At 68.4% G+C, this 24,602-nt stretch carries 24 protein-coding genes, 2 tRNA genes and 1 pseudogene; 6 read left to right on the top strand and 21 right to left on the bottom strand.

Going from position 1 to position 24,602, the window contains the following annotated elements; genetic code table 11:
* Positions 1-50: 50 nt before the first annotated feature.
* The 18 genes from proB to AFER_RS03895 form a co-directional block, all read right to left on the bottom strand.
* The gene (gene proB / locus AFER_RS03985) at positions 51-1,139 is read right to left on the bottom strand and encodes a glutamate 5-kinase (protein WP_015798211.1); all 1,089 of its coding nucleotides are present in this window, start codon (positions 1,137-1,139) and stop codon (positions 51-53) included.
* Complete coding sequence (gene obgE / locus AFER_RS03980) at positions 1,136-2,404, bottom strand: GTPase ObgE (RefSeq protein ID WP_015798210.1); 1,269 nt, start codon at positions 2,402-2,404, stop codon at positions 1,136-1,138. The genes proB and obgE overlap by 4 nt, the downstream gene beginning before the upstream one ends.
* 13 nt (positions 2,405-2,417) lie before the next feature.
* Positions 2,418-2,684: a 50S ribosomal protein L27 gene (rpmA, locus tag AFER_RS03975; protein ID WP_015798209.1), complete on the bottom strand. Its 267-nt coding sequence runs from the start codon at positions 2,682-2,684 to the stop codon at positions 2,418-2,420.
* A 2-nt stretch (positions 2,685-2,686) separates the two neighbouring features.
* Entirely contained in the window at positions 2,687-3,022 is a 336-nt protein-coding gene (gene rplU / locus AFER_RS03970; protein ID WP_015798208.1) for a 50S ribosomal protein L21, read from the bottom strand.
* 13 nt (positions 3,023-3,035) lie between these two features.
* Positions 3,036-4,409 (bottom strand): Rne/Rng family ribonuclease, encoded by a 1,374-nt coding sequence (locus tag AFER_RS03965; RefSeq protein ID WP_015798207.1) that lies wholly within the window; start codon positions 4,407-4,409, stop codon positions 3,036-3,038.
* Between the two features lie 755 nt (positions 4,410-5,164).
* Complete coding sequence (mrdA, locus tag AFER_RS03955) at positions 5,165-7,171, bottom strand: penicillin-binding protein 2 (RefSeq protein ID WP_083769236.1); 2,007 nt, start codon at positions 7,169-7,171, stop codon at positions 5,165-5,167.
* Between the two features lie 14 nt (positions 7,172-7,185).
* Positions 7,186-7,689, bottom strand: a complete 504-nt coding sequence (mreD, locus tag AFER_RS03950) for a rod shape-determining protein MreD (protein ID WP_015798205.1) — start codon at positions 7,687-7,689, stop codon at positions 7,186-7,188.
* Positions 7,686-8,528 (bottom strand): rod shape-determining protein MreC, encoded by an 843-nt coding sequence (gene mreC, locus AFER_RS10880; protein ID WP_015798204.1) that lies wholly within the window; start codon positions 8,526-8,528, stop codon positions 7,686-7,688. The genes mreD and mreC overlap by 4 nt, the downstream gene beginning before the upstream one ends.
* An 8-nt stretch (positions 8,529-8,536) precedes the next feature.
* On the bottom strand, positions 8,537-9,565 hold the full coding sequence (locus AFER_RS03940; RefSeq protein ID WP_015798203.1) for a rod shape-determining protein: 1,029 nt from the start codon (positions 9,563-9,565) through the stop codon (positions 8,537-8,539).
* Between the two features lie 56 nt (positions 9,566-9,621).
* Entirely contained in the window at positions 9,622-10,032 is a 411-nt protein-coding gene (ndk, locus tag AFER_RS03935) for a nucleoside-diphosphate kinase (RefSeq protein WP_015798202.1), read from the bottom strand.
* A gap of 14 nt (positions 10,033-10,046) precedes the next feature.
* A complete protein-coding gene (locus AFER_RS10875) occupies positions 10,047-11,348 on the bottom strand; it encodes a bifunctional folylpolyglutamate synthase/dihydrofolate synthase (RefSeq protein WP_015798201.1) in 1,302 nt (433 codons plus the stop codon).
* A complete protein-coding gene (gene clpX, locus AFER_RS03925) occupies positions 11,345-12,604 on the bottom strand; it encodes an ATP-dependent Clp protease ATP-binding subunit ClpX (RefSeq protein WP_015798200.1) in 1,260 nt (419 codons plus the stop codon). Before clpX ends, AFER_RS10875 begins: the two co-directional genes overlap by 4 nt.
* Before the next feature lie 77 nt (positions 12,605-12,681).
* The gene (locus AFER_RS03920; RefSeq protein ID WP_015798199.1) at positions 12,682-13,296 is read right to left on the bottom strand and encodes an ATP-dependent Clp protease proteolytic subunit; all 615 of its coding nucleotides are present in this window, start codon (positions 13,294-13,296) and stop codon (positions 12,682-12,684) included.
* A 10-nt stretch (positions 13,297-13,306) separates the two neighbouring features.
* Complete coding sequence (tig, locus tag AFER_RS03915; protein WP_015798198.1) at positions 13,307-14,815, bottom strand: trigger factor; 1,509 nt, start codon at positions 14,813-14,815, stop codon at positions 13,307-13,309.
* 41 nt (positions 14,816-14,856) lie between these two features.
* On the bottom strand, positions 14,857-15,249 hold the full coding sequence (locus AFER_RS10870; RefSeq protein WP_015798197.1) for a metal-sensitive transcriptional regulator: 393 nt from the start codon (positions 15,247-15,249) through the stop codon (positions 14,857-14,859).
* Between the two features lie 359 nt (positions 15,250-15,608).
* A tRNA-Gly gene (locus AFER_RS03905) sits at positions 15,609-15,679 on the bottom strand.
* 13 nt (positions 15,680-15,692) lie between these two features.
* A tRNA-Pro gene (locus AFER_RS03900) sits at positions 15,693-15,766 on the bottom strand.
* 29 nt (positions 15,767-15,795) lie between these two features.
* The gene (locus AFER_RS03895) at positions 15,796-16,404 is read right to left on the bottom strand and encodes a DedA family protein (RefSeq protein WP_015798196.1); all 609 of its coding nucleotides are present in this window, start codon (positions 16,402-16,404) and stop codon (positions 15,796-15,798) included.
* A 7-nt stretch (positions 16,405-16,411) separates the two neighbouring features.
* Between AFER_RS03895 and AFER_RS03890 the strand changes: the two genes are divergently transcribed.
* Genes AFER_RS03890 through AFER_RS03870 form a run of 5 tightly spaced genes read left to right on the top strand, consistent with a single transcriptional unit; the run spans position 16,412 to position 19,736 of the window.
* A complete protein-coding gene (locus AFER_RS03890) occupies positions 16,412-17,311 on the top strand; it encodes an alpha/beta fold hydrolase (protein WP_015798195.1) in 900 nt (299 codons plus the stop codon).
* A 9-nt stretch (positions 17,312-17,320) separates the two neighbouring features.
* The gene (locus AFER_RS03885) at positions 17,321-18,100 is read left to right on the top strand and encodes a RecB family exonuclease (protein ID WP_015798194.1); all 780 of its coding nucleotides are present in this window, start codon (positions 17,321-17,323) and stop codon (positions 18,098-18,100) included.
* A complete protein-coding gene (locus AFER_RS03880) occupies positions 18,097-18,669 on the top strand; it encodes a phosphatase PAP2 family protein (RefSeq protein ID WP_015798193.1) in 573 nt (190 codons plus the stop codon). Before AFER_RS03885 ends, AFER_RS03880 begins: the two co-directional genes overlap by 4 nt.
* Positions 18,662-19,081, top strand: coding sequence for an NUDIX hydrolase (locus AFER_RS03875; RefSeq protein WP_015798192.1), 420 nt, complete (start codon positions 18,662-18,664; stop codon positions 19,079-19,081). Before AFER_RS03880 ends, AFER_RS03875 begins: the two co-directional genes overlap by 8 nt.
* Positions 19,082-19,136: 55 nt before the next feature.
* Entirely contained in the window at positions 19,137-19,736 is a 600-nt protein-coding gene (locus AFER_RS03870; protein ID WP_015798191.1) for a DsbA family protein, read from the top strand.
* On the opposite strand, the gene AFER_RS10865 is transcribed toward AFER_RS03870, so the two are convergent.
* Both AFER_RS10865 and AFER_RS12570 read right to left on the bottom strand, forming a co-directional pair.
* A complete protein-coding gene (locus AFER_RS10865) occupies positions 19,717-21,393 on the bottom strand; it encodes a methyl-accepting chemotaxis protein (RefSeq protein WP_015798190.1) in 1,677 nt (558 codons plus the stop codon). The genes AFER_RS03870 and AFER_RS10865 overlap by 20 nt on opposite strands.
* 75 nt (positions 21,394-21,468) lie before the next feature.
* On the bottom strand, positions 21,469-22,500 hold the full coding sequence (locus tag AFER_RS12570; protein ID WP_015798189.1) for a hypothetical protein: 1,032 nt from the start codon (positions 22,498-22,500) through the stop codon (positions 21,469-21,471).
* 65 nt (positions 22,501-22,565) lie between these two features.
* Here AFER_RS12570 and AFER_RS12565 point away from each other — a divergent pair, with 65 nt between their 5' ends.
* Positions 22,566-23,714, top strand: a complete 1,149-nt coding sequence (locus AFER_RS12565) for a GAF domain-containing sensor histidine kinase (RefSeq protein ID WP_171788948.1) — start codon at positions 22,566-22,568, stop codon at positions 23,712-23,714.
* 39 nt (positions 23,715-23,753) lie between these two features.
* Here the strand turns inward: AFER_RS12565 and zapE are convergent.
* Positions 23,754-24,596, bottom strand: a pseudogene (gene zapE / locus AFER_RS12560) (cell division protein ZapE); the annotation flags it as partial.
* Positions 24,597-24,602 lie beyond the last annotated feature (6 nt).

The raw sequence follows: 24,602 nt of genomic DNA, 5'->3' as shown, positions 1-24,602 counted from the left end.
CGCACAACCCTCGCGGCAGACTCCGAACCGAGCGAGGACCTGCGGACGAGTCATCCGTCTGCGTGGTGCTCTCTCGGCCCGGGGCCCTCGACGAGGATGGCGAGGTCGTCACGGTGGATGACCTCGTCGCGACAACGACGCACATCCCTCGAATCGACCCGCACCACGCCCTTGGCGAACAGCCGCCCTGATCGGTCGGCGACCTCGACCACGCTGCCGGCGAGGAACTCCCCGCTGACCTCGACGATCCCGACGGCGAGCAGTGACGCGCCGCGCTCGACGAGCGCATCGCGCGCTCCGTCGTCGACCACCACGCGACCCTGAGGCGTCGCCGCGTAGGCGATCCACAACCTCCGTGCAGGCTCACGCCGACGACGGCGTCGCACGAGGGTCGCCACCAGCGGACGTCCGCGCGCGGCGTCCACGATCACCTCGGCACGAGCCGCGCTCGCGATGAGGCAGTCGGCCCCCGAACGGGCCGCGATCTCGGCGGCTTGGACCTTCGAGCTCATGCCGCCGCTTCCGCGCATCGTGCCGGCACCACCGAGCGTCACCACCGAGGCAGCCTCGGGCGTCAGCTCCTCGATGAGGTCGGCGTCGGGATGGGAACGGGGATCCTTGGCGAAGACGCCCGGCTGATCGGTGAGCAACAGCAACCGATCGGCACCCACGAGGTGTGCGACGAGCGCCGCGAGCCGATCGTTGTCGCCGAAGCGGATCTCGTCACTGGCCACCGCGTCGTTCTCGTTCACGACCGGCACCACACCCAGGCGAAACAGCGCCTCGAACGTGGTGCGCGCATGCAGGTAGCTCCGACGATCGGCGAGTGCATCCGAGGTGAGAAGGATCTGTCCTCCCAGCACTCCATGCGCTCCGAGCGCCTCGATGAGTCCAGACGCGAGCACCACCTGACCAAGTGCGCTCGCGGCCTGGAGGACGTCGGGTTCCTGCGGCCTCGTCAGCCCACAGCGAGCCAGTCCGACGGCGACCGCGCCACTGGCGACCCAGACCACCGTGACGCCGCTCCGCTCGAGCTCGGCGATCTGAGCGGCGAGGCTCCCGATGAGCTCGGTGCGGAGCGAGCCCGCCTCGGTCGTCAGCGAGGAGGTGCCCACCTTCACCACCAGGCGCCGGATCACGCCTCGTCCTCGTAGGTGAGCTCGAGGTCCCCGACACGAACGACGTCGCCATCGCGAGCCCCGAGACGGCGCAACGCCCGCAACAGCCCAAGCGCTCCGAGACGCTCGTGCACCACCCGTAAGGCGCCCTCGTCGCTGAGATCGCTCAAGCGCACGGCCCGGATGGCGTCGCGTCCGAGCAACTCGAAAACCCCGGGCGCGACACGACGCGCCTCCGCCTCCACACGCGCCCGAGGCCTGAGCACGGTCACCGCCGGCCCCGCCGCCGCCCGAGCCCGCGCCTCGGCCACGAGTCGCTCGAACACGTCGAGCAGCGGCCCGAGACCCTCCCGCTGGTGAGCGGAGACGACACCTGCCACCGGGAGCCCGACCGCGTCACCAACCCGCTCGGCCACCATGGCTCGGTCGTCGACGAGATCGGCCTTCTGGAGCACCACGACCGTCGGGCGCTCTCTGAGCCATGGGGCATACGCGTGGAGCTCATGCAACGTCGTCGCGGCATCGCGCTCCGGTGCCGCACTCGCCGCGTCGACGACGACGGCGCACACCCGCGCGCGTTCCACGTGTCGGAGGAACGCATGGCCGAGCCCACGACCCTCACTCGCCCCCTCGATGAGACCAGGAACGTCAGCGATGACGAACTCGCGCTCGGGGCCGCGCCGCACGACGCCGAGGGTGGGCTCGAGCGTCGTGAAGGGATAGTCCCCGATCTTCGGTCTGGCGTTGGTGAGCACCCCAACGAGTGAGCTCTTGCCCGCATTCGGAGGCCCAACGAGTGCGACGTCCGCGACGAGCTTCAGCTCGAGATTGACCCACCGATCGTCGCCATGCTCGCCCTGCTCCGCAAACGCCGGCGCACGGCGGCGGTTCGAGAGGAACCGAGCGTTCCCCTGCCCCCCACGCCCACCTCTGGCGATCTCCACGCGGGTCGTGGTGTCGAGGATCTCGGCGAGGACGTTGCCCTCGCCATCACGCACGACCGTCCCGAGCGGGAGCCGCACGACGAGATCTCGGCCGCGACGCCCATGCCGCCGTTGCCCGCGGCCATGCTGGCCATCTTCTGCACGGCGAAACGGCTGATCGCGGAAGGCGATCAGCGAGGCGACGCCTTCGTCGCCCTGGACGAAGACGCTTCCGCCATCACCACCGTCACCGCCATCAGGCCCACCACGATCCACGTGGGCCTCACGGCGAAAGGAGACCGCACCCGCCCCGCCATCGCCCGCTCGAGCATGGAGCTGAGCGCGATCGACGAAGCTCGACACGCTGCTCGGCCGCCTAGCCGAGCGACTCCCCGGCGGGCTCGACGTCGACGACGCGACGACCACGACGAACGCCGAAGCGAACCTGGCCCGCGGCGAGTGCGAACAACGTATCGTCACGCCCTCGACCGACGTTGTGGCCCGGGAAGAATCGTGTCCCGCGCTGACGCACGATGATGGAGCCCGCCTTCACGGTCTCGCCACCGAATGCCTTGACGCCGAGTCGCTGCGCATTCGAGTCGCGACCGTTCTTCGTCGATCCGCCACCCTTGGTCTTCGACATGGCTACGCAGTCCTCTCCACTGCCGCCGCGCGCTCGACGTGGACACTCGTCACGCGCACACGGACGTACCGCTGACGATGGCCGTAACGGCGACGCTCGTTCGCCTTGGCCTTGTAGGTGAACCCTCGAACCTTGGGACCCTTGGCCACCCCGACGATGTCGACCTCGACATAGGCTCCCTCGAGCTGAGCCGGGGCGACGAGAACCTCGTCACCGTCGATGATCGCCAGTGGAGTGAGCCGCGCCGAGGAGCCCTCGAACGACTGGAGGTCGAGGAGGACCTCGTCCCCCTCGCGCACCCGCTCTTGGCGGCCCCCGGTTGAGATGATTGCGTCCATAGCTCGCACGAGCCTAGCGGCTCGCGACCACATCCTCGTCCAGGACGTAGCCTTGGCCATGGCAGGTCGGGCACGTCGACGAGAGCGACTCCACGAGGCCCTCACTGATGCGCTGCCGGGTCATCTGGATGAGACCCAGCGGGCTCATGTCGTAGACGTGGGTTCTCGTCTTGTCGCGAGCAAGGGCTGCTCGGAACGCCCGCATCACGTCGTCACGGTTCTGCGGGTCCACCATGTCCACGACGTCGATCACGATGATCCCGCCGATGTCGCGGAGTCGGAGCTGCCGAGCGATCTCCTCGACCGCCTCGAGATTGTTGCGGTGGATCGTCTCCTCCAGTGACACCGCCCCGACGTTGCGGGCCGTGTTGACGTCGATGACGGTGAGCGCTTCTGCGCGATCGATGACGAGCGATCCGCCGCTCGGCAACCAGACCGTGCGCTCGAGCGCCTTGGCGAGCTGGTGCTGAACGTGGTAACGCTGAAAGATCGGAACGCCCTCTGCCTCGGCGTCGTAGTACTCGACACGGTCGGCGAGCTCGGGCGAGATCGTCTGGACGTAGCGCGCGACGTCCTCGTAGAGCGCTCGGTCATCGATCGCGACCGAGCGGAACTCCTGCGAGAACTCCTCGCGGATGACGCGGACCGCTGCTGGGGGCTCCTGGTAGAGCAGGGCTGGAGCGTGCTCAGTTCGTGCCAGCTCGTCGATGCGCTGCCACATCCCGACGAGCTGCGTGATGTCGCGCTCGAGTTCCGCTCGGGTCGCGCCCTCAGCAGCAGTGCGCAGAATCACGCCGAAACCCTCGGGCACGAGATCCTCGACGAGCCCTCGCAGACGCCGTCGCTCCTGGTCTGGGAGGCGCTTCGAGATGCCCACCGACCGCTGACCCGGCACCAGCACCGCGAAACGCCCCGGGAGTGACACCTCCTGCGTGAGGCGCGCGCCCTTGTGCGCGATCGGGTTCTTCACCGCCTGGCACACGATCACCTGCTTCGGACGCAGCAGCTGCTCGATGCGGGCGCCGTCACCGAGTCCCTCGAGATCCTCGCGCTCGTAGCGCACGTCGCCGCGGTAGAGCACCGCGTTCTTCGCCGTGCCGATGTCGATGAACGCGGCCTCCATGCCGGGTAGCACGTTCACCACCCGTCCGAGATAGATGTTGCCCACCACGCTCGTCTCGGTGTCGCTCGCGCGAGAGACCGCGTGCTGGATCAAGCTGCGACCCTCGAGAATCGCGACGTGCGTGACGTCCCCGTGGACATGCACGGCCATCTGGTAGCGCCCGACCGGTCGGCCACGCCGCTCCCTCGGGAGGCGACTCTGGGCCCTACGGCGCCCCTGACGCTGCGAGGAGGGCTCGGCGAGCGGCGCCTGGATCTCCATCATCACCGGCTCGCTCCGGGCCTCGCTCGGGGTTCCCTGACCCCGCCGACCGCGGCCGCCGCGACGCGAACGCCGACGTCGCGAACCCTCGGCCGATGGGCCACTACCCTCTCCACCCGGGGCCCCCTGAGCCGGGCTCCCAGAGCCGTCGGCTCCGTTCGCGGGAGCGTCGTCGCCGAGGCCATCTGGGCGCCCGCCAGCTGCGCTCGCGGGCCGATCGGCTGGCGAGGTCTCTGCTACGGCCTCCGACGTGGCGTCGAGAGCGCTCGACGCCGCTGAGCCGCGGCGAGCTCCTCGCGACCGACGTCGTCGCCCCTGACCTTGAGCGCTCGAGGTGGCCGGCGCTGAGGCAGCCTTTGGCGCTCGTGGTGGAGGTGGTGGAGGAGGCGGTGGAGCTGCTCCTTCAGGACCCGCACCCCCACGGTCCGTCGGTGTTGGCTGATCGACCATGAAACCCTCTTCTCGGTTGCTGGGTGGCGCGCGAGCGACCGGGCGCATCGAGACCGACGCGCGAACGCCGCCTGGGCCCGCGGACCACCATCGAACTCGTGTCGGGGGCCGTCCATTCGGATGCGGCGATGGCGGCTTCCCAGACGATGTCCCACGGGTCGACACGAGGACACGGGAGCTGAGCACGCTTGCTCACCGCATCACCCTCCGATCGACCCCGCGCCCCACTGGAATCCGAAGCCCCGTGCCCACCGCGAGCGGACTCTCGCAGTCACGCTGGGTAGGCCAAGGGGACGCTCACCGGCAGTTTAGCCCGCCGAGGTCCTGCCGAGCTGCCCGACTGGCGTGATCGATCCCGCAGCGAGGTGGGAGACCTGGTAGTTCGGGGCGCCGACCGGGTGTGCTCGGAGGTACGTGAAGATCTCGCGCGCCACCGGACCCGCACCGAGATCGCCGAACCCTCCATTGGGGATCGCCACCACCACGACGTACTGCGGGTTCTGCATCGGCCCCATGCCGACGTACCACGAGTTCGGCACCTGGCCGGACACGGACGCCGTCCCGGTCTTGCCGGCGATCGTGTAGCTGGCATCGGGCCAACCCTGCCAGACGTAGTAGCCCGTGCCCAGCGGATTGGAGACCTCTTCCTCGTAGCCCTGGATGAGCGTCTGGCGCACCGTCGGCGAGAGCGTCACGTGTCCCGCCACCTTGGGCGCGAAGCGCTGGATCACACGGCCCTGGTCGTTCGTCACCGCGAGGGCGATCTGGGGAACGTAGCGAGTCCCGCCGTTCAGGAACGTCGAGTAGGCGTTGGCGAGCTGGATCGGCGTGATCTCGGTGAGCCCCTGGCCGAACGCCATCTCCAGCTGATCGGCCACGTACCAGGTGTCGTAGGGATAGGCCTGTGGATAGTGCTCGTGGAGGTACTTGCGCAGCTGGGGCGAGTCCACCATGCCCGAGACCTCGCCGGGGAGCGCGATGCCCGTCGGCTTACCCCAGCCATACGCAGCCGCCATGTTCTGGATCGGCGTCTGGCCGAACTGCGCCGCCTGCGTATAGAAGCGGTAGCCGAGTGTGTAGAAGAAGACGTCGTCCGAGGCAGCGAGCGCGGTCGTGATGGTGATGGGGCCGAGCGCCTCACCACCTGAGTTGTGGAGCGAGCAGAACGATCCGGTGCAGTTCGGGATCTGGAACTGGCCCGTGTCGTCGATGACCGTGCTGGGGGTGATCAGCCCGTCCTGGAGCGCCGCCGAAGCGGTCGCGAGCTTGAACGTCGAGCCGGGGGTGAAGGCTGCGGAGATCGCGCGGTTGAGCAGCGGGTCGTTCGCCGACGCGCTGGTCAGCTCCGCGTAGTGCTGCGTCGAGATGCCCCCGACCCACCACTCGGGGTTGTACGTGGGATAGGAAGCCATGGCGAGGATCTGCCCGTTGTTCGGATCCTCCACCACCGCGGCCCCGCCGAGGTTGCCGGTGTAGCGCCCGAAGTAGCTGTTGTAGGAGTTCGACAGCTTGCGGACCTGGGTCGCGAGCACCTGCTCGACATAGCGCTCGAGCGGCAGCGAGATCGACAGCACGAGATTGCCGCCGGGCGTCGGGGCGACCCGCTTGCGTACCCCGACCACCTGACCAAATGCGTTCACGAGCAGCTGCTCCGACCCGGCGCGACCGTGGAGGTACTGGTTGAACGTCTCCTCCACCCCTGCACGACCGACCTGGTCTCCCGCCGCGTACCCGTACTTGGCGAGCTTGGCGAGCTGCGAGGGCGAGATCGGACCCACGTAGCCGAGGATATGGGCCGCCGTGTCGCCCTGTGGGTAGGTGCGCTGCGTCTCGAGCTCCACGACCACGCCTGGAAACTCGGCCGCGTGCTCCTCGATCGACACCGCGGTCGCCTGCGAGACGCCCGTGGCGATCGGAGTGGGCTCGTAGGTCGAGTACTGGGAGTTGGCGAGATCCGCCTTGACCTGCGCGGCGCTCAATCCGAGCACCTTGGCGAGCCGACCAACGACCGCCGGATGCAGGTATGCCTCGTAGGCCGACAGGCCGACCACGTCGACGACCTGGTTGCCGACGAGGACCGTGCCGTTGCGGTCGAGGATCAAGCCCCGGGGGGCAGGAACCGACACGGTCCGCACGGAGTTCTCGACCGCCGCCTGTTGGTAGGTCGGTGCTTCGAGGACCTGCAACGAATAGAGCCGGGCGAGCAGACCGCCGAACAGGGCGAGGGTCGCAAGTCCGAGCACTCGTGCTCGGAACGACGTCCTCGGGCCGGTTGGTGGTGAGCCCGGACGGCTGCGACGTCGACGTCGAGGCATCGCACGCTCCCTGATCAACTCACGGTCGACGGCGTCGACACGAAGGCCAAGCGCACGAGCCCAAGGACCACCGGAGCGATGACCAAGTTGACGCCGCCAACGACCAAGATCTGTTCTACCAGCCTGGTCTGAAGAGGATTCGCAAGCCCCAGCAGGAACTCAGCAACGACGAAGAGGCCCTCCCCGACCAGGCTCGCCAGGCCGACGACGATCCAGCGCACCGCGAGGGGTGCGCCGCCGTCGATGCGCTCCACCTCACCAGCGAGATACCCGACGACGACGTAGATCAACGCTGACAGGCCGAACGGCGTCGACAGGAAGGCGTCGACCGCGATACCACCGACAAAGCCAGCGATGGCGCCCGACTCGCGTCCTCGTACCGCCCCGATCGCGGCCACCATGGCCATGACGAGATCTGGGTGCACCCCGAGGATCGTCGCCTGTCCGAGGCCGGTGTTCTGGATGACGAGCGCGGTTCCGAGCAGCACCAGCACCACGAGCGCACGGAGGTACCTCATGCGCCGCTGCCAGAGGTCGGCACCCAACGCAGCACATCCACGTAGGCGAGCGACGACAGGTTCTGGAGCGGAACAACGCTGATCTGCTCCTGGAGCGCGTTCAACGGGTTCGAGACCGACCGGACGCGCGCCGCCGGGATTCCCGGTGGAAAGAGCCCCCCCTGGAGCCCGGAGGTGACGAGGATCGCCCCTCGCCGCAGCGGCGTGCCTGGCTGGATGAGCGAGACCGACATTGGCGCGCCAAGCCCCCTGCCCGTCATCGCACCGACCTGACCCGACCCGGGGAGCCGCACGCCGACGACCGACGTGGGATCGGTGATCTCGAGGACCGTCGCCGTCGACGACGTCACCGCGACGACACGCCCCACGAGACCACCGCCACCAACCACGGGATTACCGACCGCGACCCCTGCAGCGCTGCCGCGATCGATCACGAAGGACAGCTGCAGATTCGACGGAGTGGTCCCGATGACCTCCGCTGGCTGGACGGGGATGGAGCCCGCCCACGGCAAGTGCAGCAGCCGGGAGAGCTGATCGAGCTGTGCCACAGCAGCTTGGTGCTCCCGGGCTGCGAGTTCGGCTTGGGCGACCTCTGCCTTCAGTGTGCGGATCTCGGCCTCGGCTTGCTGGTAGTCGACCGCGCCGCGCACGCTGGATGCCAACGGCCGAAACGCGCCGTCGACGGCGTTGCGCACCGGGTTCACGAGGTCAGTGACGAGCGAACGGACGGTTCCCAAACGAAACGCGTTCGGCGATCGAAAGCTCACCGTCACCAGGGTCAACCCGACGACGAGCAGGACGAGCAGGGTCGAGCGAGGTCTCGCAAGCAGTCGCGACACGAGCTCGATCAGCGAGACGAGGTGATCAGCACCTGGCGCAGGGCGTCGAACTCCTCGAGGCACTGACCAGAACCGATCGCGACGCACTGGAGCGGGTTCTTCGCCACAACGATCGGCATGCCGGTCTCGTCGTGCAGCCGCCGATCGAGGCCCGCAAGCAGCGCCCCTCCACCGGTCAGGACGATCCCGCGCTCCATGATGTCGGCGGCGAGCTCCGGCGGTGTCGCGTCGAGCGTCGCCTTGACGGCGTCGACGATCTGGCTGGTGGGCTCTTCGATGGCGGCCCGGATCTCCTCGGTGGTGATGGTGATGGTCTTCGGCAAACCGGTGACCAGGTCGCGACCACGAATCTCCGCCCGCAGCTCTTCCTCGAGCGGGTAGGCAGACGCCAGCGTCATCTTGATCTGCTCGGCGGTACGCTCCCCGAGGGCGAGCGAGTGGTGCTTCTTCACGAACGCGATGATGGCCTCGTCCATCTCGTCGCCGCCGACGCGGATCGACTTCGCCGTCACGATGCCACCAAGGGAGATGACCGCGACCTCGGTCGTTCCACCGCCGATGTCGACGACCATGTTGCCGGTGGGCTCGTGCACCGGGAGACCCGCGCCGATCGCGGCGGCCATCGGCTCTTCGATGATGTAGGCAGGCTTACGAGCGCCCGCGTACTCCGCCGCCTCCTGGACCGCACGGCGCTCCACACCGGTGATCCCGCTCGGGACGCAGATCACCATGCGGGGCTTGGAGACCTTCGACGCGCTCACCCGACCGATGAAGTAGCGCAACATCTTCTCGCACACTTCGAAGTCCGCGATGACCCCGTCTTTGAGTGGACGAATGGCCTGGATGTTCGATGGCGTGCGTCCGATCATTCGCTTCGCCTCGAGCCCGACAGCGAGCGGACGCCCGTCGTTGACGTTGATCGCGACGACGGAGGGCTCCGAAATGACGATGCCCTTGCCGCGCACGTACACCAGCGTGTTCGCTGTTCCCAGGTCGACGGCGATATCGCGTCCGAACATCTTTCCTACGCTGGCCATCTGGAACCTCCCCTGTGGTGGCCGATCGCGACCTCAGGCATGTCGGTGGTGAGCTACTACTGATGATCCGGGAAGAAGAGCGCGAGCTCACGAGCGGCTGCGCCCGGCGAGTCCGACCCGTGGATCAGATTTTCGTCGATGAGCATAGCAAGATCCCCGCGGATCGTCCCCGGGGCCGCCACTGCCGGGTCGGTGGCACCCATGAGAGCCCGCACCGCGCCGACCGCATCCCCGGGACCAGTCACCGCCGCGACCACGACGGGGCCGCGCGTCAGGAAGCCGACCAGACCGTCGTAGAACGGCTTCCCCTCGTGCTCGGCGTAGTGACGCCGCACCGTGTCCTTGTCGAGCTGGCGTAGTTCGAGGCGCTCGAACCGCAGGCCCTTTGCCTCGAGACGGGCAAGGATCTCCCCGACGAGTCCTCGTTCGACGGCGTCGGGCTTCAAGATGACAAGCGTGCGCTGCATACGGGACGAGGAGCCTAGTCGACCGCGATGATCCCCGACGGCGCCTCGGCACAGCGCAGCGGCGCGACGATTCGCAGACTCCCGGTCACGAGCGTCCACACGTCGTCCTCCGGCGCCTCGGACAACGCCTCCTCCACGCTCGCCGCGCTCCGCCAGCGCGCCGACGGCCACAGCTCGCGCGCCGCCTCGCCAAGCACCTCCGTCGCCACACCCACGTCGACCCCGATGACCTCGTCGACCTTGAGCGTGCCGAGGCCTTCGAAGACGGCACGCGGATCGCGGCCATGCGTCAGGCCGATGACCAACCGCCATGTGAGGTCGGGCGGGAACGTCTCCGCCACGGTCTCGGCCAGCGCGCGGATCGCGAGGGCATTGTGCGCGAGATCGCTCACCGCACGAACCGGCTGCCGATGGAGCCACGGGACACCGGGCACCACCGCACGACGCGCGACCGCATCGATATGGGCCGCCTCCAGCGAGATCGACAGCAGCTCCTCGAGCGCGACCACCGCGAGGACCATGCTCTGCGCACCCGGTCGCCCGATGAAGGGCAAGAGCAGCTCACGGCCGTCGTCGAGCACGACGGACTGCCCCGCCACGCCGCTGTGGCGCTCCACGATGGCTCGATCGATCCCCAGACGCCGGACCCTCGGAACGGCACCGAGCTGCCTCGCCGCAACCCGTTCCCCGACGGCGCCGAGCTCGCCGAGCACGACCGTCGGGGCACCCGCGGCGATGCCGAGCTCGTGAGCGGCGATGGACTCGAGCGTCGGGCCGAGCTCGGCCCGGTGATCGTCACCGATGGCGGTCACGATCGCGAGCGCCGGCTCGAGGGCTCTGGTGGCGTCCTCGCGGGCGCCGAGTCCGGCCTCGGCCACCAGGACCTCGCAGCCCTCGCGGGCCGCGAGCTGGACCGCGAGGACCGTCTCGACCTCGAACCGCGTCAACGGGACGAGCAGTCCCGCCTCGCTCGCGAGGCGGATCTGCTCGAGCTCCTCGTCGATGGCCGCCGCCTCGACCGGCTCGGTCGCGACGACGAACCGCTCCTCCCATCGACACAGATGCGGCGATCGGAACAGTGCAGCTCGCACGCCAACCGAGGCGAGGAGCGCGGCGAGTAGCGTCGCCGTCGAGCCCTTGCCAGCGGTGCCCGCGACGCTGACCACGACGAGGTCCCGGTCGGGTGCGCCGAGCGCATCGAGGGCGGCCCGCACCACGGCAGGGCCATGAACGGTGACGCTGCGATCGGCCTCGAAGTCGGGGAGCTCACCGAGCCAACGACGCGGGTCCGCCGACCGCGCGAGATCGCTCGTCAAGAGGCCTGGCGGCGCGGCTCGCTCGCCGGATCGATCGGCACCAGCGTGGGAGCCGCGTGCTCGAGCACGACGTCACGATCGATCACACAGCGCTGGACATCGGACCGCGAGGGAAGGTCGAACATCACGTCGAGGAGGACCTCTTCCATGATCGCCTTGAGGCCGCGCGCACCGGTCCCGCGCAAGAGCGCGAGATCCGCGATCGCCTCGAGTGCCGACGGCGTGATCTCCAGCTCGACGCCGTCCATCGCGAGCACCTTCTGATACTGCTTCACGAGCGCGTTCTTCGGCTCGGTGAGGATCGAGATCAGGGCGTCTCGATCGAGGTTCTCGATAGTGCCCACGATCGGGAGTCGTCCGATGAACTCCGGCAACAGCCCGAAGCGCAAGAGGTCCTCCGGTTGGACCCGGGCGAGGATGTTCTCACCCCCATCGCGCTCGGCGAGCGAGCCGGTGAACCCGATGCCCCGGTGTCCAAGGCGCGCAGCCACGATCTCGTCCAGACCGACAAACGCACCACCGCAGATGAACAGGATGTTCGAGGTGTCGATCTGGATGAACTCCTGATGAGGATGCTTGCGACCACCCTGGGGCGGTACCGAGGCCACGGTCCCCTCGAGGATCTTGAGCAACGCCTGCTGGACACCCTCGCCCGATACGTCACGCGTGATCGACGGGTTCTCCGCCTTACGGGCAATCTTGTCGATCTCGTCGATGTAGATGATCCCGGTCTCGGCGCGCTTCACGTCGAAGTCGGCCGCCTGAATCAGCTTGAGCAAAATGTTCTCGACGTCCTCGCCGACGTAGCCGGCTTCGGTCAGCGCCGTCGCGTCGGCGATCGCAAAGGGCACGTTGAGCATGCGCGCGAGCGTCTGAGCGAGCAAGGTCTTACCACAACCGGTCGGTCCGAGCAGCAGAACGTTCGACTTCTGGAGCTCGACGTCATCCTTCGCGCCGGACCGGATCCGCTTGTAGTGGTTGTAGACCGCGACGGAGAGGATCTTCTTCGCAGACTCCTGCCCGACGACGTAGGCGTTCAGGAACTCCATGATCTCGGCAGGCTTCGGCAGTCGTTCCTGCGTGACCGCTTCCGGCTTCGGCTCGCCCAACTCTTCAGAGATGATGTCGTTGCACAGCTCGATGCACTTGTCGCAGATGTACACGCCCGGACCAGCGATGAGCTTGCGCACCTGCTTCTGCGACAGACCGCAGAAGCTGCACTTGACGATCTCTTGCCCGTCGCCCACCTTGGCCATCGCCCACCTTCCTTCGAACGGTGCGGACTCGTCCAGCCTAGCGCGTCATGGTCGCGGAGGTGGGGTCCGCTGCTGGTTCAACGAGCCTCGCGCGCGACCACGACCTCGTCGATGAGACCGTACTCGACCGCTTGAGGAGCCTCGAGCACGAAATCGCGATCGGTGTCCTGGGCGATGCGCTCGACCGGTTGACCAGTCGCTTCGGCCAGCATCTCGTTCAGGAGGTCGCGCATGCGCAGGATCTCCTTGGCCTGGATTTCGATGTCCGTCGCCTGGCCGCCGACACCGCCGTAGGGCTGATGCAGCAGGATGCGCGCGTGCGGGAGCGCAAATCGCTTGCCCTTGGCACCGGCCGCCAAGATGACGGCCGCCGCCGAGGCCGCCTGACCGAAGCAGAAGGTCGACACGTCTGGTCGCACGAAGCGCATCGTGTCGTAGATCGCGAACAGTGCGGTGATCTCCCCGCCTGGCGAGTTGATGTAGAGATTGATGTCGCGGTCGGGGTCCTCGTACTCGAGGTAGAGCATCTGCGAGCACACCAGGTTGGCGACCGCATCATCGATCGGCGTGCCGAGGATGATGATGCGCTCGCGCAGCAACCGCGAGTACAGGTCATAAGCCCGCTCGCCCCGAGACGAGGTCTCGATGACGGTCGGGACGAGGTAGTTACGAGGCGCGAGCGGTCGATCCACGAGAGCGATCCTAGTGAGCGTCGTCGGTCTCGGAACCTGCGGGCGTCGATGCCTCCTCGGCGATCGAACCAGGAAGCTCCTCCTCAGCGGTCGGAGGCGCATCGCCGAGGACGTCTGCGATGGCGTTCGCGAGCTCGAGATCGTCGAGGGTGAGCGCCTCGCCCGACTCACTGACCACGTGCACCTCCCGCTGGAGCAGCGCGAGCGCCTTGCGCAACAAAACGTCAGCGACGAGCTGGGTCTCGATCGCCGGCCGCGCCGCTTCCTCGCGATCGCGAATCTGGCCCGTCGCGACCAAGCGATCGACCTCCGCGCGCAACTCCTCGTCGGTGACCTCGAGATCCGCGTCGCGAGCGATGGCACGCAGCGCCAGATCGATGAGGACCGTCTCCGCCGAGCGCTCCGTCAGGCTCCTCGCGATGTCATCGCGGCTCTGGCCGGTGAGATCGAGGTAGCGACGCAGCGAGATTCCCGACGCATCGAGCGACGAGCCGAACCGGCGGATCTCCTGCTGAAAGACGGGGTCCACCAGCGTGTTCGGCACCGTCTTCGGCTCCGTCCTCTCGAGGAGCGCCGCGAGAACTCCGGCCTCGAAGGCTTCCTGGGCGCGCCGCAGGCGAGCCGAGCGCAGGTCTCCTTCGACGGCCTCGCGCAAGGCCGCCAGTGTCGGCTGGCCTGTGACCTCCTCCACCAACTCGTCCGTCGCCTCGGGAACGACGATCTCCCGGATCGCACGCACCTCGTAGAGCTCCCTCGGCGCATCCGCGGCGGCCTGGGGCGGCGCGTCGGCCGGTGACGCATCCTCGGCATCGCCGGCCTCCCCTGCCTCGGCGTCGGTCGTGGCCCCAGCGTCGGTCGGCGTCTCGTGTGGCACCGGTCGCTCGACGCGAGCGCCGACGACGGCGCCGACGAGTGCCTCCTCGATGTCACGAGGAACCTGACCTCGCCCGAGGCGCACGACGAGGTCCGGAGTGACGAGCGCCTCGGTCCCGTCGGACTCGACACGCCACACGTTCAAGGTGACCTGGTCACCTTCGGCGACAGGACGATCGACGTCACGGACCTCCGCACGCTGCTCGAGGATCTCACGGATCACGCGATCGACTTCCTCGCTCGTCAAGCGGGGATCCGGAACCCGCACCTCGATGTCGCGCCAGCCCGCGACCTCGACGCTCGGACGCAGCTCGACCCGCAGCTCGGCCTCGGCACCTCCCTCGGGCCGCGCCTCGACCCGCGCCAACGCCGGCCGGCCGATCACGTCGAGACCGCTCTCGGCGAGGAGATCTCCGACGCGCTCCTCGATCAACGCCTCCGCAGCCTCGCGCACCAGCTCCTCTTCGCCGATGCGCCGAACGAGGAGCTGACGAGGGATCTTGCCACGACGGAAGCCTGGCAGGCGCACCTGCTGCTGCAGGCGCGCGAGGACTTCGTCGAACTTGGAGGCGAGTTCGTCACTCTCGAACTCGACGGTGACGGTGGCTGATCGGCGATCATCGCTGGTAGAGGTGGTAGAGCGCATAGCGCACCAATCATACCGGGGGCGCCGGCCCGCTGACCGGACTAACGAAGGCGACCGAGCAGCTTTCGCAGCTCGTCGACCGTGTAGCCGTGCTCAGCGGCCTCGTCAGGTCGCTCGACGCACCACACCAGCTCCGAGGTGACGTAGTTCAACGCAGCCTGCTCGAGCGCGCGCGAGACCGCAGCGAACTGCGTCACGAGGTCGCGGCAGTCGCGACCGTCCTGGATCATCCGCTTGATGCCGCGGATCTGGCCTTCGATGCGCGAGAGACGTCGAACGAGGTCGCCGACCTCTCCGCTCCGAGGGTCGGACTCGTCGAGGCCTGCCGGCTGATCGCCGACGACGCGTCCGTCGACACCCTCGCCGACGACCGAGTCCAGCGACGGAGCGCCAAGCTCCTCGGAAGGATCACTAGGGCGCACGACCTGCACCACCGGGGGCCTCCTTCGGTCTCTGCTATCGCACTGATAATAGCGCAATACGAAACGGCATGAACGAAATCCGACCCAGCAACTCGACTTCAGACCGGTCACGTCCCATGTCCGCTCCTTATACCCTACCAGGTATCAGGCATGGCGACGGCCAGCCGCGAGTCACCAGAGCCACGACGAGTCCTTGCGTGCGCTCATGCCGGCGCACCGCTGACGTTCTTCGGCACCCGCCACGACCCGAGGGTGTCGGCACGCGCGAGGCTCGCGAATCCGTCCGAACGAGCGACAACGCGACCGCCTCGATCGTGCCCGCGCCCCCTGCGCACGACCGTCGGGTCGTGCGCCCAGAAGCGCCGATGCGGAGCGGGTGACGGGAATCGAACCCGCACCACCAGCTTGGAAGGCTGGAGCTCTACCATTGAGCTACACCCGCGTGGCTGTGGCCGTCGGGAAGGCGGGACTTGAACCCGCGACCCCCTGCTCCCAAAGCAGGTGCGCTACCAAGCTGCGCCACTTCCCGCGCACGCGAGAGTCTAGACCTCGCTCGGGTCAGGCCGCCTCGGCCCCACGGCGTCGAGCCCTCGCCCGTGCCACCACGAAGGCGACCACGGCGAGCACGATCGCGACGGCAGCGAGGTAGCCAAAGTCCTGGACGATGCGCACGATCGTCTCGTAGCTGCTCCCGAGGAAATAGCCGGCAAGCGTGAGCGCCACGACGAACGGGATCGAACCGATCAGCGTGAACAGCGTGAAACGCCCCACCCGCATCTCTGCCACTCCCGCAGGCAAGGAAATCACCGATCGGACCACCGGCAGCAGTCGCGAGACGATCACTGCCGACTCGCCGTGCTTGGCGAACCAACGCTCCGCGCGATCGAGGTCTCGAGGCTTGAGGAGAACGTAGCGCCCGAAGCGCTCGACGAGAGCGCGCCCACCGGTACGGCCGATGACCCACAGCACGACGGAACCAACCACGTTGCCGACGACGCCCGCCACCATCGCGCCGACGAGGCTGAGATGCCCCTCGTAGGCAAAGAAGCCGGCAAGCGACATCACGAGCTCCGAGGGCACCGGGATCAGCGCAGACTCGAGCGTCATGAGAACGACGATGGCGATCAAGCCATCGCGAGACACCAGCGAGTCGATCAGGTGGGTCACATCCGCGATGGTAGCCGTAACGTGGTGGACGTCGCACCGAAAGTCCCTGAGAAGGAGCAGTGAACTGCCAGCGCCCAACCTCGTCCTGCTGCATCGACCGATCTCGGCGAGCGCCAGGGCCATCTCGACCTTGATCGTCCACGCGGGCGGTTTCAGCGCCGCCTGCTACGCACCACTCGCCGAAGCGCTCGGTGGCTTGGCATTCGGACTGGATCTCCCTGGTCACGGAGGTGCCGACTCCGACCCACCCCCGGGGGATGCCACGGACTGGAACGTCTTTGCACGAGCCGTCGCCGACGCACTCGGGCGGTTCGCGGACGCCCCGGTGATCCTCGGCCACTCCCTGGGCGCGACCGCTGCCATCATGGCACTCTCACGCGCCTCCGTGCCCGCTCGGGCACTGGTGGCCTTTGAGCCGATCCTGATCGACCCGACGAACGCACGCCAGCTGGCCGAGGCCAACGCGCTCGCCGACGGCGCGCTGCGTCGGCGAGCCTCCTTTGTGAGCCGCGAAGCAGCACGCGAACGGCTCGGCGCCAAGCCGCCGATGGCCTCGTTCGACCCACGCGTGCTCGAGGCCTACCTCGACACGTGCCTCGTCAGCGACGACGCGGGCGTTCGCCTCCGCTTCGCCCCTGCTGCCGAAGCCGCGATGTATCGCGGTGGCATCACGACCGGGGCGCTCGACCTCGTCGCCACCATCAGCGCACCGATGCTCATCCTCGCGGGCGCCGCCTCGACGACCATGACGGCCGAGGACCTCGCACTCGTTGCCCAACGCGCGCCGTCCGCGAGCTGCGCGATCGTCGACGGCGTCGGCCACTTCGGCCCCTTCGAGCATCCCGACGCCGTCGCAAGCGTCGTTCGCTCGTGGCTCTCGACGGCACCGCTCGAGCCGCCTCGGTAACCTTGGGCCATGCCTCTCGCGCCGCCAGCGACCCTGACCCCGACCAAGGCTACGGCGTTCAGCGACTGCCCCTTTGCCTTTCGGCGCAGTGTGATCGACGGCGTGCGAACCCCACCGACCCGCCCGCTCGCGGTCGGGACCTTGGTTCACGCGGCCCTGGAGGACTTCTATCGACGAGAGCCGGACCGTCGATCCGAAGCTGCGCTCAACGAAGCGGTGGACACCGCGGTCCGTGCCGCCGCCTGTGACGACGAGCTCGGTGCCTATGTGGCCGAGCTCGACGACCGAGAACGCGCTGCACTGTACCGCTCCATCACCACCCTCTCGCGCACCATCCTTGACCTCGAAGATCCCGCGCGCGTTCGGGCAATCGGCACCGAACTGCGTCTCGAGGCCACCATCGAGGGCGTCCACGTTCGCGGGGTCATCGATCGCCTGGACCTCGACGACGAGGGCGACCTCGTGGTCGTCGACTACAAGACCGGGCGGACCCCCCCACCGTCCCATCAAGACGCGCGGCTCGGCGGTGTCCTCACCTACGCCCTGCTGGTGTCGGTGCTCTTCGGCCGCGTACCCCGTCTCGTTCGCCTCGTCTACCTCGGCGACGGCAGCGTGATCGAACGCGCACCGAGCGCACAGATGCTCCGCGGGGTCGCCACACGCCTTCGCGCGCTCTGGCACGCGATCGAGCGGGCCTGCGACCGCGAGGACTTTCCGCCCCGCCCCTCACGGCTCTGCGGGAGCTGCCCACACCGTGACGTGTGCCCGGCGATGGGAGCCGCCCGATGAGCGCCAGCACCGCGGCAGGCCCACTGCACACCTTCGACACCGCGATCGACCGCAGGATCGACGCCCTCCGCGGCCACCGGATCGTCGACGTGACGTTCTACACGCTGACGGCACTCGCGGATCACTCGATCTTGTGGATGCTCATCGCGGGCGTGCAGGCGCTCTCTGCGCGCTCTCGTCGTCGGGCGCTTCTGACCATCGCCGCACTCGGACTCGAGTCCGTACTCGTGAACGGCGTCGTCAAGAGCGTCTTCCACCGCGATCGCCCGATCGATCGCGATCATCCCCACCCACTCGGACTCCGCTATCCGCGCACCTCGAGCTTCCCGAGCGGTCATGCCTCGGCTGCCTTCGCCGCCGCCATGCTGCTTGGCCGCACGCCTGCGCAGCGGCGCTCACTGCTGCCGCTCGCTGGTGCGGTCGCGCTGTCGCGCATCTACGTCCGGATCCACCACACCTCCGACGTGCTCGGCGGCATCGCGGTCGGGCTGGCCTACGGCACGTTCGCCCGCCGACTGATCGAGCACCTCGAGCCCGGCGACGCTCGTCGAGGGCGTCGGCGTGGCTGAGCCGGTCCGTGCCGGGCTGGTGCGTGCCGGAGGCGGCATCGTGATCGGATCCGACGACACCGTCATCGCCGTCCACCGCCCTCGCTACGACGATTGGTCACTCCCGAAGGGCAAGGCCATCGATGACGAACCCATCCTCGCCTGTGCGCTGCGCGAGGTCGCGGAGGAGACCGGCGTCGATGCGGTCCCGATCGCGCCGGTCGGCGTCGCGCGCTATCGCCTCGCGGACGGACGCATCAAGGTCGTGACGTGGTTCCTCATGCTCGCGCCGGCCCCGTGCCAGCTTCGCCCCGACGGCGTCGAGGTCGACCAGGTCACCTGGATCCCCCTGGCCGACGCACCGGAGCTCCTGCACTACGGCGGCGACGTCGAGCTCCTCCGCGCGCTCAGGGCACCGAGCCCCGGCATGTAATTGCATCTGCACGCGTTCTCCCCGCAGCCGTTAGCCTGGTCGAAGGAGGTACGCCATGCACTTCGCCGTCACGTGGGACTATCGGTGCCCATTCGCCCGCAACTTCCATGAGCACGTGCTCGCGGCCCTCGAGGCTGGAGCGTCGTGGAACGTCGACTTCGTTCCCTTCTCGCTCCTCGAGGTCCATGTCCCCGAAGGTGGCACGAGCGTCTTCGCGGACGAGTCCAAGCGCGACCAGCTGCTCGCGCTCAGCGCGGGCGTGGTCGTTCGCGATCGCCACCCTGAAGCCTTCGCGCGCGTCCACCGGGCGCTCTTCGCAGCCCGCCACGACGAAGCGCGAGACCTCGCCGATCGCGAGGTCCTCGCCGACGTGCTCACCGCCAGCGGGCTCGATGGGCCCAGCGTGCTCGCGGCCGCCGAAGAACCTCGCGCGATCCGCGCCCTCGGCGAAGCACACCACGATGCCGTCGAGCGCTTTCGCGTCTTCGGCGTGCCCACCGTCATCCTCGATGACGGCCGAGCTGCGTTCGTACGCCTGATGACCCGCCCCAATGGCGACGGTGCGCTTGCCCGCCGGACGCTCGACCACGTCCTCGGGACCTTCGACGATCACCCCGAGATCAACGAGCTCAAGTTCACGACGATACCGCGCTGAACGACTCGCTACGATCGGCGTCGTGACGCGCGAGGCCGAACCGTGCGGCACCATCGCTGCCGCGGCTCCGTGTCGCCGCGACCCCGACGAGCTCTCCGAGTGAATTCGCGAGCTCGACGAGCTGGGCGAGGACCGTGCCTGCGCTGTCGACCGAGTCGACCGCGCGGCGCGAACTGTCGGAGACGTCTTCCATCGCGCGCGTGATATCCCCCGTCGAGCGGGTCGCGAGCTCGACCACCCGACTGATCTCGTTCGTCGTGACCGACTGCTCCTCGACCGCGGAAGCGATCGAGGACTGCAGGTCGTTGATCGTCGCGATCACCTCGCTGATCCGACCGATGGCCTCGACGGCCGCCAGACTCTCGGAGCGGATCGCCTCCAACTTGGCTCCGATGTCTTCGGTCGCTCGAGCGGTATTGCGCGCGAGCTCCTTGACTTCGCTCGCGACGACCGCGAATCCCTTCCCAGCCTCGCCGGCGCGTGCCGCCTCGATCGCCGCGTTGAGCGCGAGCAGGTTGGTCTGCTCCGCGATCCCGTTGATCGTCGCGATCACCTCACCGATCTCGGCGGACGACTCGCCGAGGGCCTGCACACGCCCCTGGGTCGCGCCTGCGACGTCAACCGCACCAGCGGCCACCCCCGCCGCATCGGCCGCCGAACGCGCGATCTCACTGATGGCGACGCGCATCTGCTCGGCTGCGACGCTGACCGCCTGAATGTGCTCGTTGACGTCCCGGGCGGCGTGGACCGTGTTGGCGGTCTGGTCCGCGGTCTCGCGTGCGCCATCGCTCAGGCCTTGGGCCACCTCGGTGAGTTCGCGGGCGCTCTCGAGCAACGTCCCGACGGAAGCGGCCACGCGGTCCACCAGCGTGAGGAGCCTTCCCCGGAACTGGTTGAAGGCTCTTGCGATCTCACCGAATTCGTCCGCCCGCGACTCATCGAGCCGCTCGACCGTCGTCGACCCCTCGGCAAGCGCCCACAGCGACGCGCCGAGCGCACGCAGTGGTCCGAGAACGTAACGGCGCATCCCGACGACGAGCGCGACGAGCAGCACGATCAGCAGTGCCAAGCTGATGGCGGTCCAGGTCGCCGCCGAGGCTGCCTTGGCGCGTACGTTGGCCAGTGCGCCCGATGCGTCGATCCGTGCGTCGCGGCCGAGGTTCGAGAGCGCGACCATGATGTCGTTGGACGGCGCGAGGTTGCCCACCGTCTGGATGTAGGCGGCTCGACTCGTCGCCCCGGCTAGGACCGCCGCGTGCACCTCTCGCGCATACCCGCCATAGGCCCGTGCATCGCGTGCGACCCGTGCGAGGTCAGCTCGGATCGCGGGCGTCGCCGGGAGCGACGCAGCGACGCCGAGGTCATGGTCGAGCTGGGCGCCGGCTTGGGCTGCCTGCTGGTACGTCTGAGCGATCAGGCTGTGCTGTCCTGGCGTCGCGAGCGCCGTGAGGACGTACATGTTCATCTGATCGTCCCAGGCGTAGAAGTCAGAGGTGATGGTCTGCGACAACACCTCGAGCCGCGCCTGGTCGGCCGCGTAGACGCGTGCTTGAGTCCGCGAGGCGAGCGCCTGGTCGACCGTCATGGCGCCACCAATCCCGACGACGATCGCGAGCGTCACGATCGCGATGAGCAACTTCTGTGCCAGCGTCCGCATCCATGCCTCCTGAGGCCACACCGCCTGAACGAAGCAGGTATCGGACGTCTCAGGGCTCTGACTTGAGCCCCGTCGTTAGAGCCCCGTGCCGAACGTCTGACGTAGCTCCGCGGCGAACGCCTCGGGCGTGTGATCGATCATCGCCTCGAAACCAAGCTTCTCGAAGTAGGTGACGTCGCTACGGTACCAGGGGGCCGCCGGGGTACGCGCCACCATCCGCACGAGCACACGAACGTCGAACTCGCCCCCACGCGGGCCGGCCCCGAGCAGCTGGTAGTTGAAGCTCGACAGACCCTTGGCGCGATAGCTGGCGAGGACGGCGGCCATCGCGCCTGCGAGCTGTCGGCGGTCGTGGTCGTCGAGCGCGACGAGATCGCCCAGGCGCTCGTGCACGCCCCAGACCTCGTAGAAGCCGCTTGGAGCAAAGGGCGTGATCCACGACCAGGGACCGGTCTGGGCAACGAAGCGTGCGCTCGCGCTGCGCTCGAGCTCCACGAGTTCGTCGAGCAACCCTCGACCAAACGACGCCCAGTGCGCCTCGCTCCTCGCCTCGAGGATCGCTTGGGCCGCAAGCGGCACCGGATCGTGTGAACTCTGGAGGTGCGGATGCAGCAACGATGACCCCGAGGGCGGCAGGTAGTTCGCCGAGATCGACGACCAGACGAGCTCGGGTCTCAGGCGACGAACGGCTCGGGCGTGCTCGAGCATGGCACCAAAGGCGTCGAAGAGGAGGTCCTCGTCGAAATCGGCGAGCTCGAGCACGTGGCGCCCGGGGTCATAGACGCCAACGGCGGACACCGCCGAGTACGCGAGCACGTTGGGCACCACCCACGCCGTGCCTTGACGGATGCGTCCCGTCACGGCGATCTCGGTCGGGAACGGAGCCGTCGCCTCCTCGATGACATCGGCACAGAAAGGGCAGAACCCCCCTTCGGCCACGAGCGGTGCGAGATCGGACCCCGTGCCGGTCAGTTTGGCGCCCTCGATCAGGCGCGTGCCGGTGCCGAAGACCGGGCAGTGGCGACGCAGGAGCCGCACCCCCCGCCAGGCGCCCGAGCCGATCTCGGGTACCTCGGCTTCGATCGGGGTCTCTTCCAGCAAGATCATGGCACCGCCCTCCAACTCGACGCGACGTCCGAGACCGTCTGAGCGCCATCGCTAGGCTAGTCGAGGTGCCTCAGGCAATTCCGGCGCGACGGCTCCGGCCGCTCTTCGATCAGGTCATCGCCTTGGTTCGAGCCCACGACCTCGATGAACTCCTCGACCTCGGTGCCCAGGCCGCGCGAGGGCTGACGAACGCCCGTTACGGAGCCATCGGTGTGTGGCAGCGAGATCGCCCCGACCGTCTTGCTCGCTTCGTCACCTCCGGCATGGACCCCGCCACCGCAGACCAGATCGCCTCCCTTCCCGAGGGCAAGGGGCTCCTCGGACTCGCACGTGATCACGTCGTTGCGATCGCCAACATCGCCACGCACCCTCGCAGCGTCGGGTTCCCCGAGTCCCACCCTGCGATGCGGTCCTTCCTCGGCGCACCGATCAGCGTTCGTGACGCCATCTACGGCACGGTCTATGTCGCCGACCGCGCGGACGGCGGCCCATTCGACCTCGTCGACGCCGCCGTCCTCGAGGCGCTCGCCACCGCCCTCGCCGCCGTCATCGAGAGCCTCGCGCTGCGCGACGAGCTCGCGGCGACCGAAGTGACGACGGACCGGCTCCGCATCGCACGCGACCTGCACGACGACGTGATCCAGCGGCTCTTCGGCGTGGGCCTCACCATCCAAGCGGCGCTCCGAGAGATCGAGGCGCCCCACGCCCTCGAACTCCTCGGCAACGCCATGGACGACCTCGACGCGACCATCCAGGGTCTCCGCACCACCATCTTCGACCTCGAACAGGCCCGCCGAACGTCACTGCGCGGCGAGGTGCTCGACCTCGTCGAGCGCCTGACCGCCGCGACCGGCATGCGACGGAGCGTGGCCTTCGATGGCCCCGTCGACTTCGCGGTCGCCGCCTCGCTCCGGCCACACCTCGTCGCCGCGGTACGAGAACTCCTGACGAACGCCGTCAAGCACGCCCAAGCCCAGCGCGTCGACCTACGCATCGCCGTCGATGCGCGGACGGTGACCCTCGAGGTCGACGACGACGGCGTCGGATTCGACTCCGACGGGGCCACCCTCGGGCACGGTCTCGCCAATCTCAGCGCCCGTGCCCACGAACTCGGCGGCGCGTTCCGTCTCGAGCGCCGACCAACCGGGGGCACCATGGCCAGGTTCAGCCTGCCGCTGCGGACCGCCACGGTCGCTGAGCGCCACGAGACGTGAGAGGGCCCTGCCGTAGCGCTGACGGAACCCCCCGGTGAGCCAGCTCTCACGGAACAAGGTCGCCAGCGGCTGGTCGCGCAGCACGACCGCCACGTCTTCCTCCCAGGCTCGATCCACGAAGGCGACCAGGCGCAGCGCGCTATCTTGGTCATCGAGCGGTACCGGTCCCTCGATGACCCACCCGGGGTGCCCGCGAATCGCGCCGCGATAGCGAACCGGGTGCACCCGAACGAGTTCCCGGACGAGCTCCGTTCCCCGCCGGTGCTCGAGGTCGTCACGCAGTCGCGTCGGCACGAGGGGCCGATCGAAGACCAGCGCGTCGAAGCGGCGCTGACGCCAGTCGGTGCCACGAAGGGTCACCACCTCGAACCGAGCCTCCAGCTGGCCGATCTCGCGCCGAAAGTCATCAGCACCGAAGCGCCCCTCACCGAGCCGCTCGGGGAGCGTATTCGACGTGGCGAGCACCGCTGTGCCCCGCTCGAAGAGCTCACCGATCAGCCTGGCGATCATCACGGTGTCGCCGGGATCGTCGAGCTCGAACTCGTCGATCACGAGCACGCGAGAGGCCGCGAGCAGCGAGACCACCCGCTCGAGGCCGAGCACACCCACCATTGCGGTCAAGTCACCGAACGCACTGAACCGTGCACGATCGCCGAGAGCCGCCACCGCAGCCGCCGCAAGATGGGTCTTGCCCACGCCGAAGGGACCGTCGAGGTAGATCCCCATCGGTGCCCTCCGCCCATGGCGCCGTCTCCACGGACGCCGGGGGCGGGGGGCCTCGATCGCGCTCACCCAGGCACGCACGGCGTCTCTCGCACGCACCTGGGAGGCGTCGGTCGGCTCGTAGTTGTCGAACGTCGCCCCGACCAGCGCGCGCGGCACCACGAG

Source organism: Acidimicrobium ferrooxidans DSM 10331 (genome assembly GCF_000023265.1).
Lineage (GTDB): Bacteria > Actinomycetota > Acidimicrobiia > Acidimicrobiales > Acidimicrobiaceae > Acidimicrobium > Acidimicrobium ferrooxidans.
The sequence above is the reverse complement of the archived record's forward strand: the minus strand, read 5'-3'. Positions and strand labels throughout refer to the sequence as shown.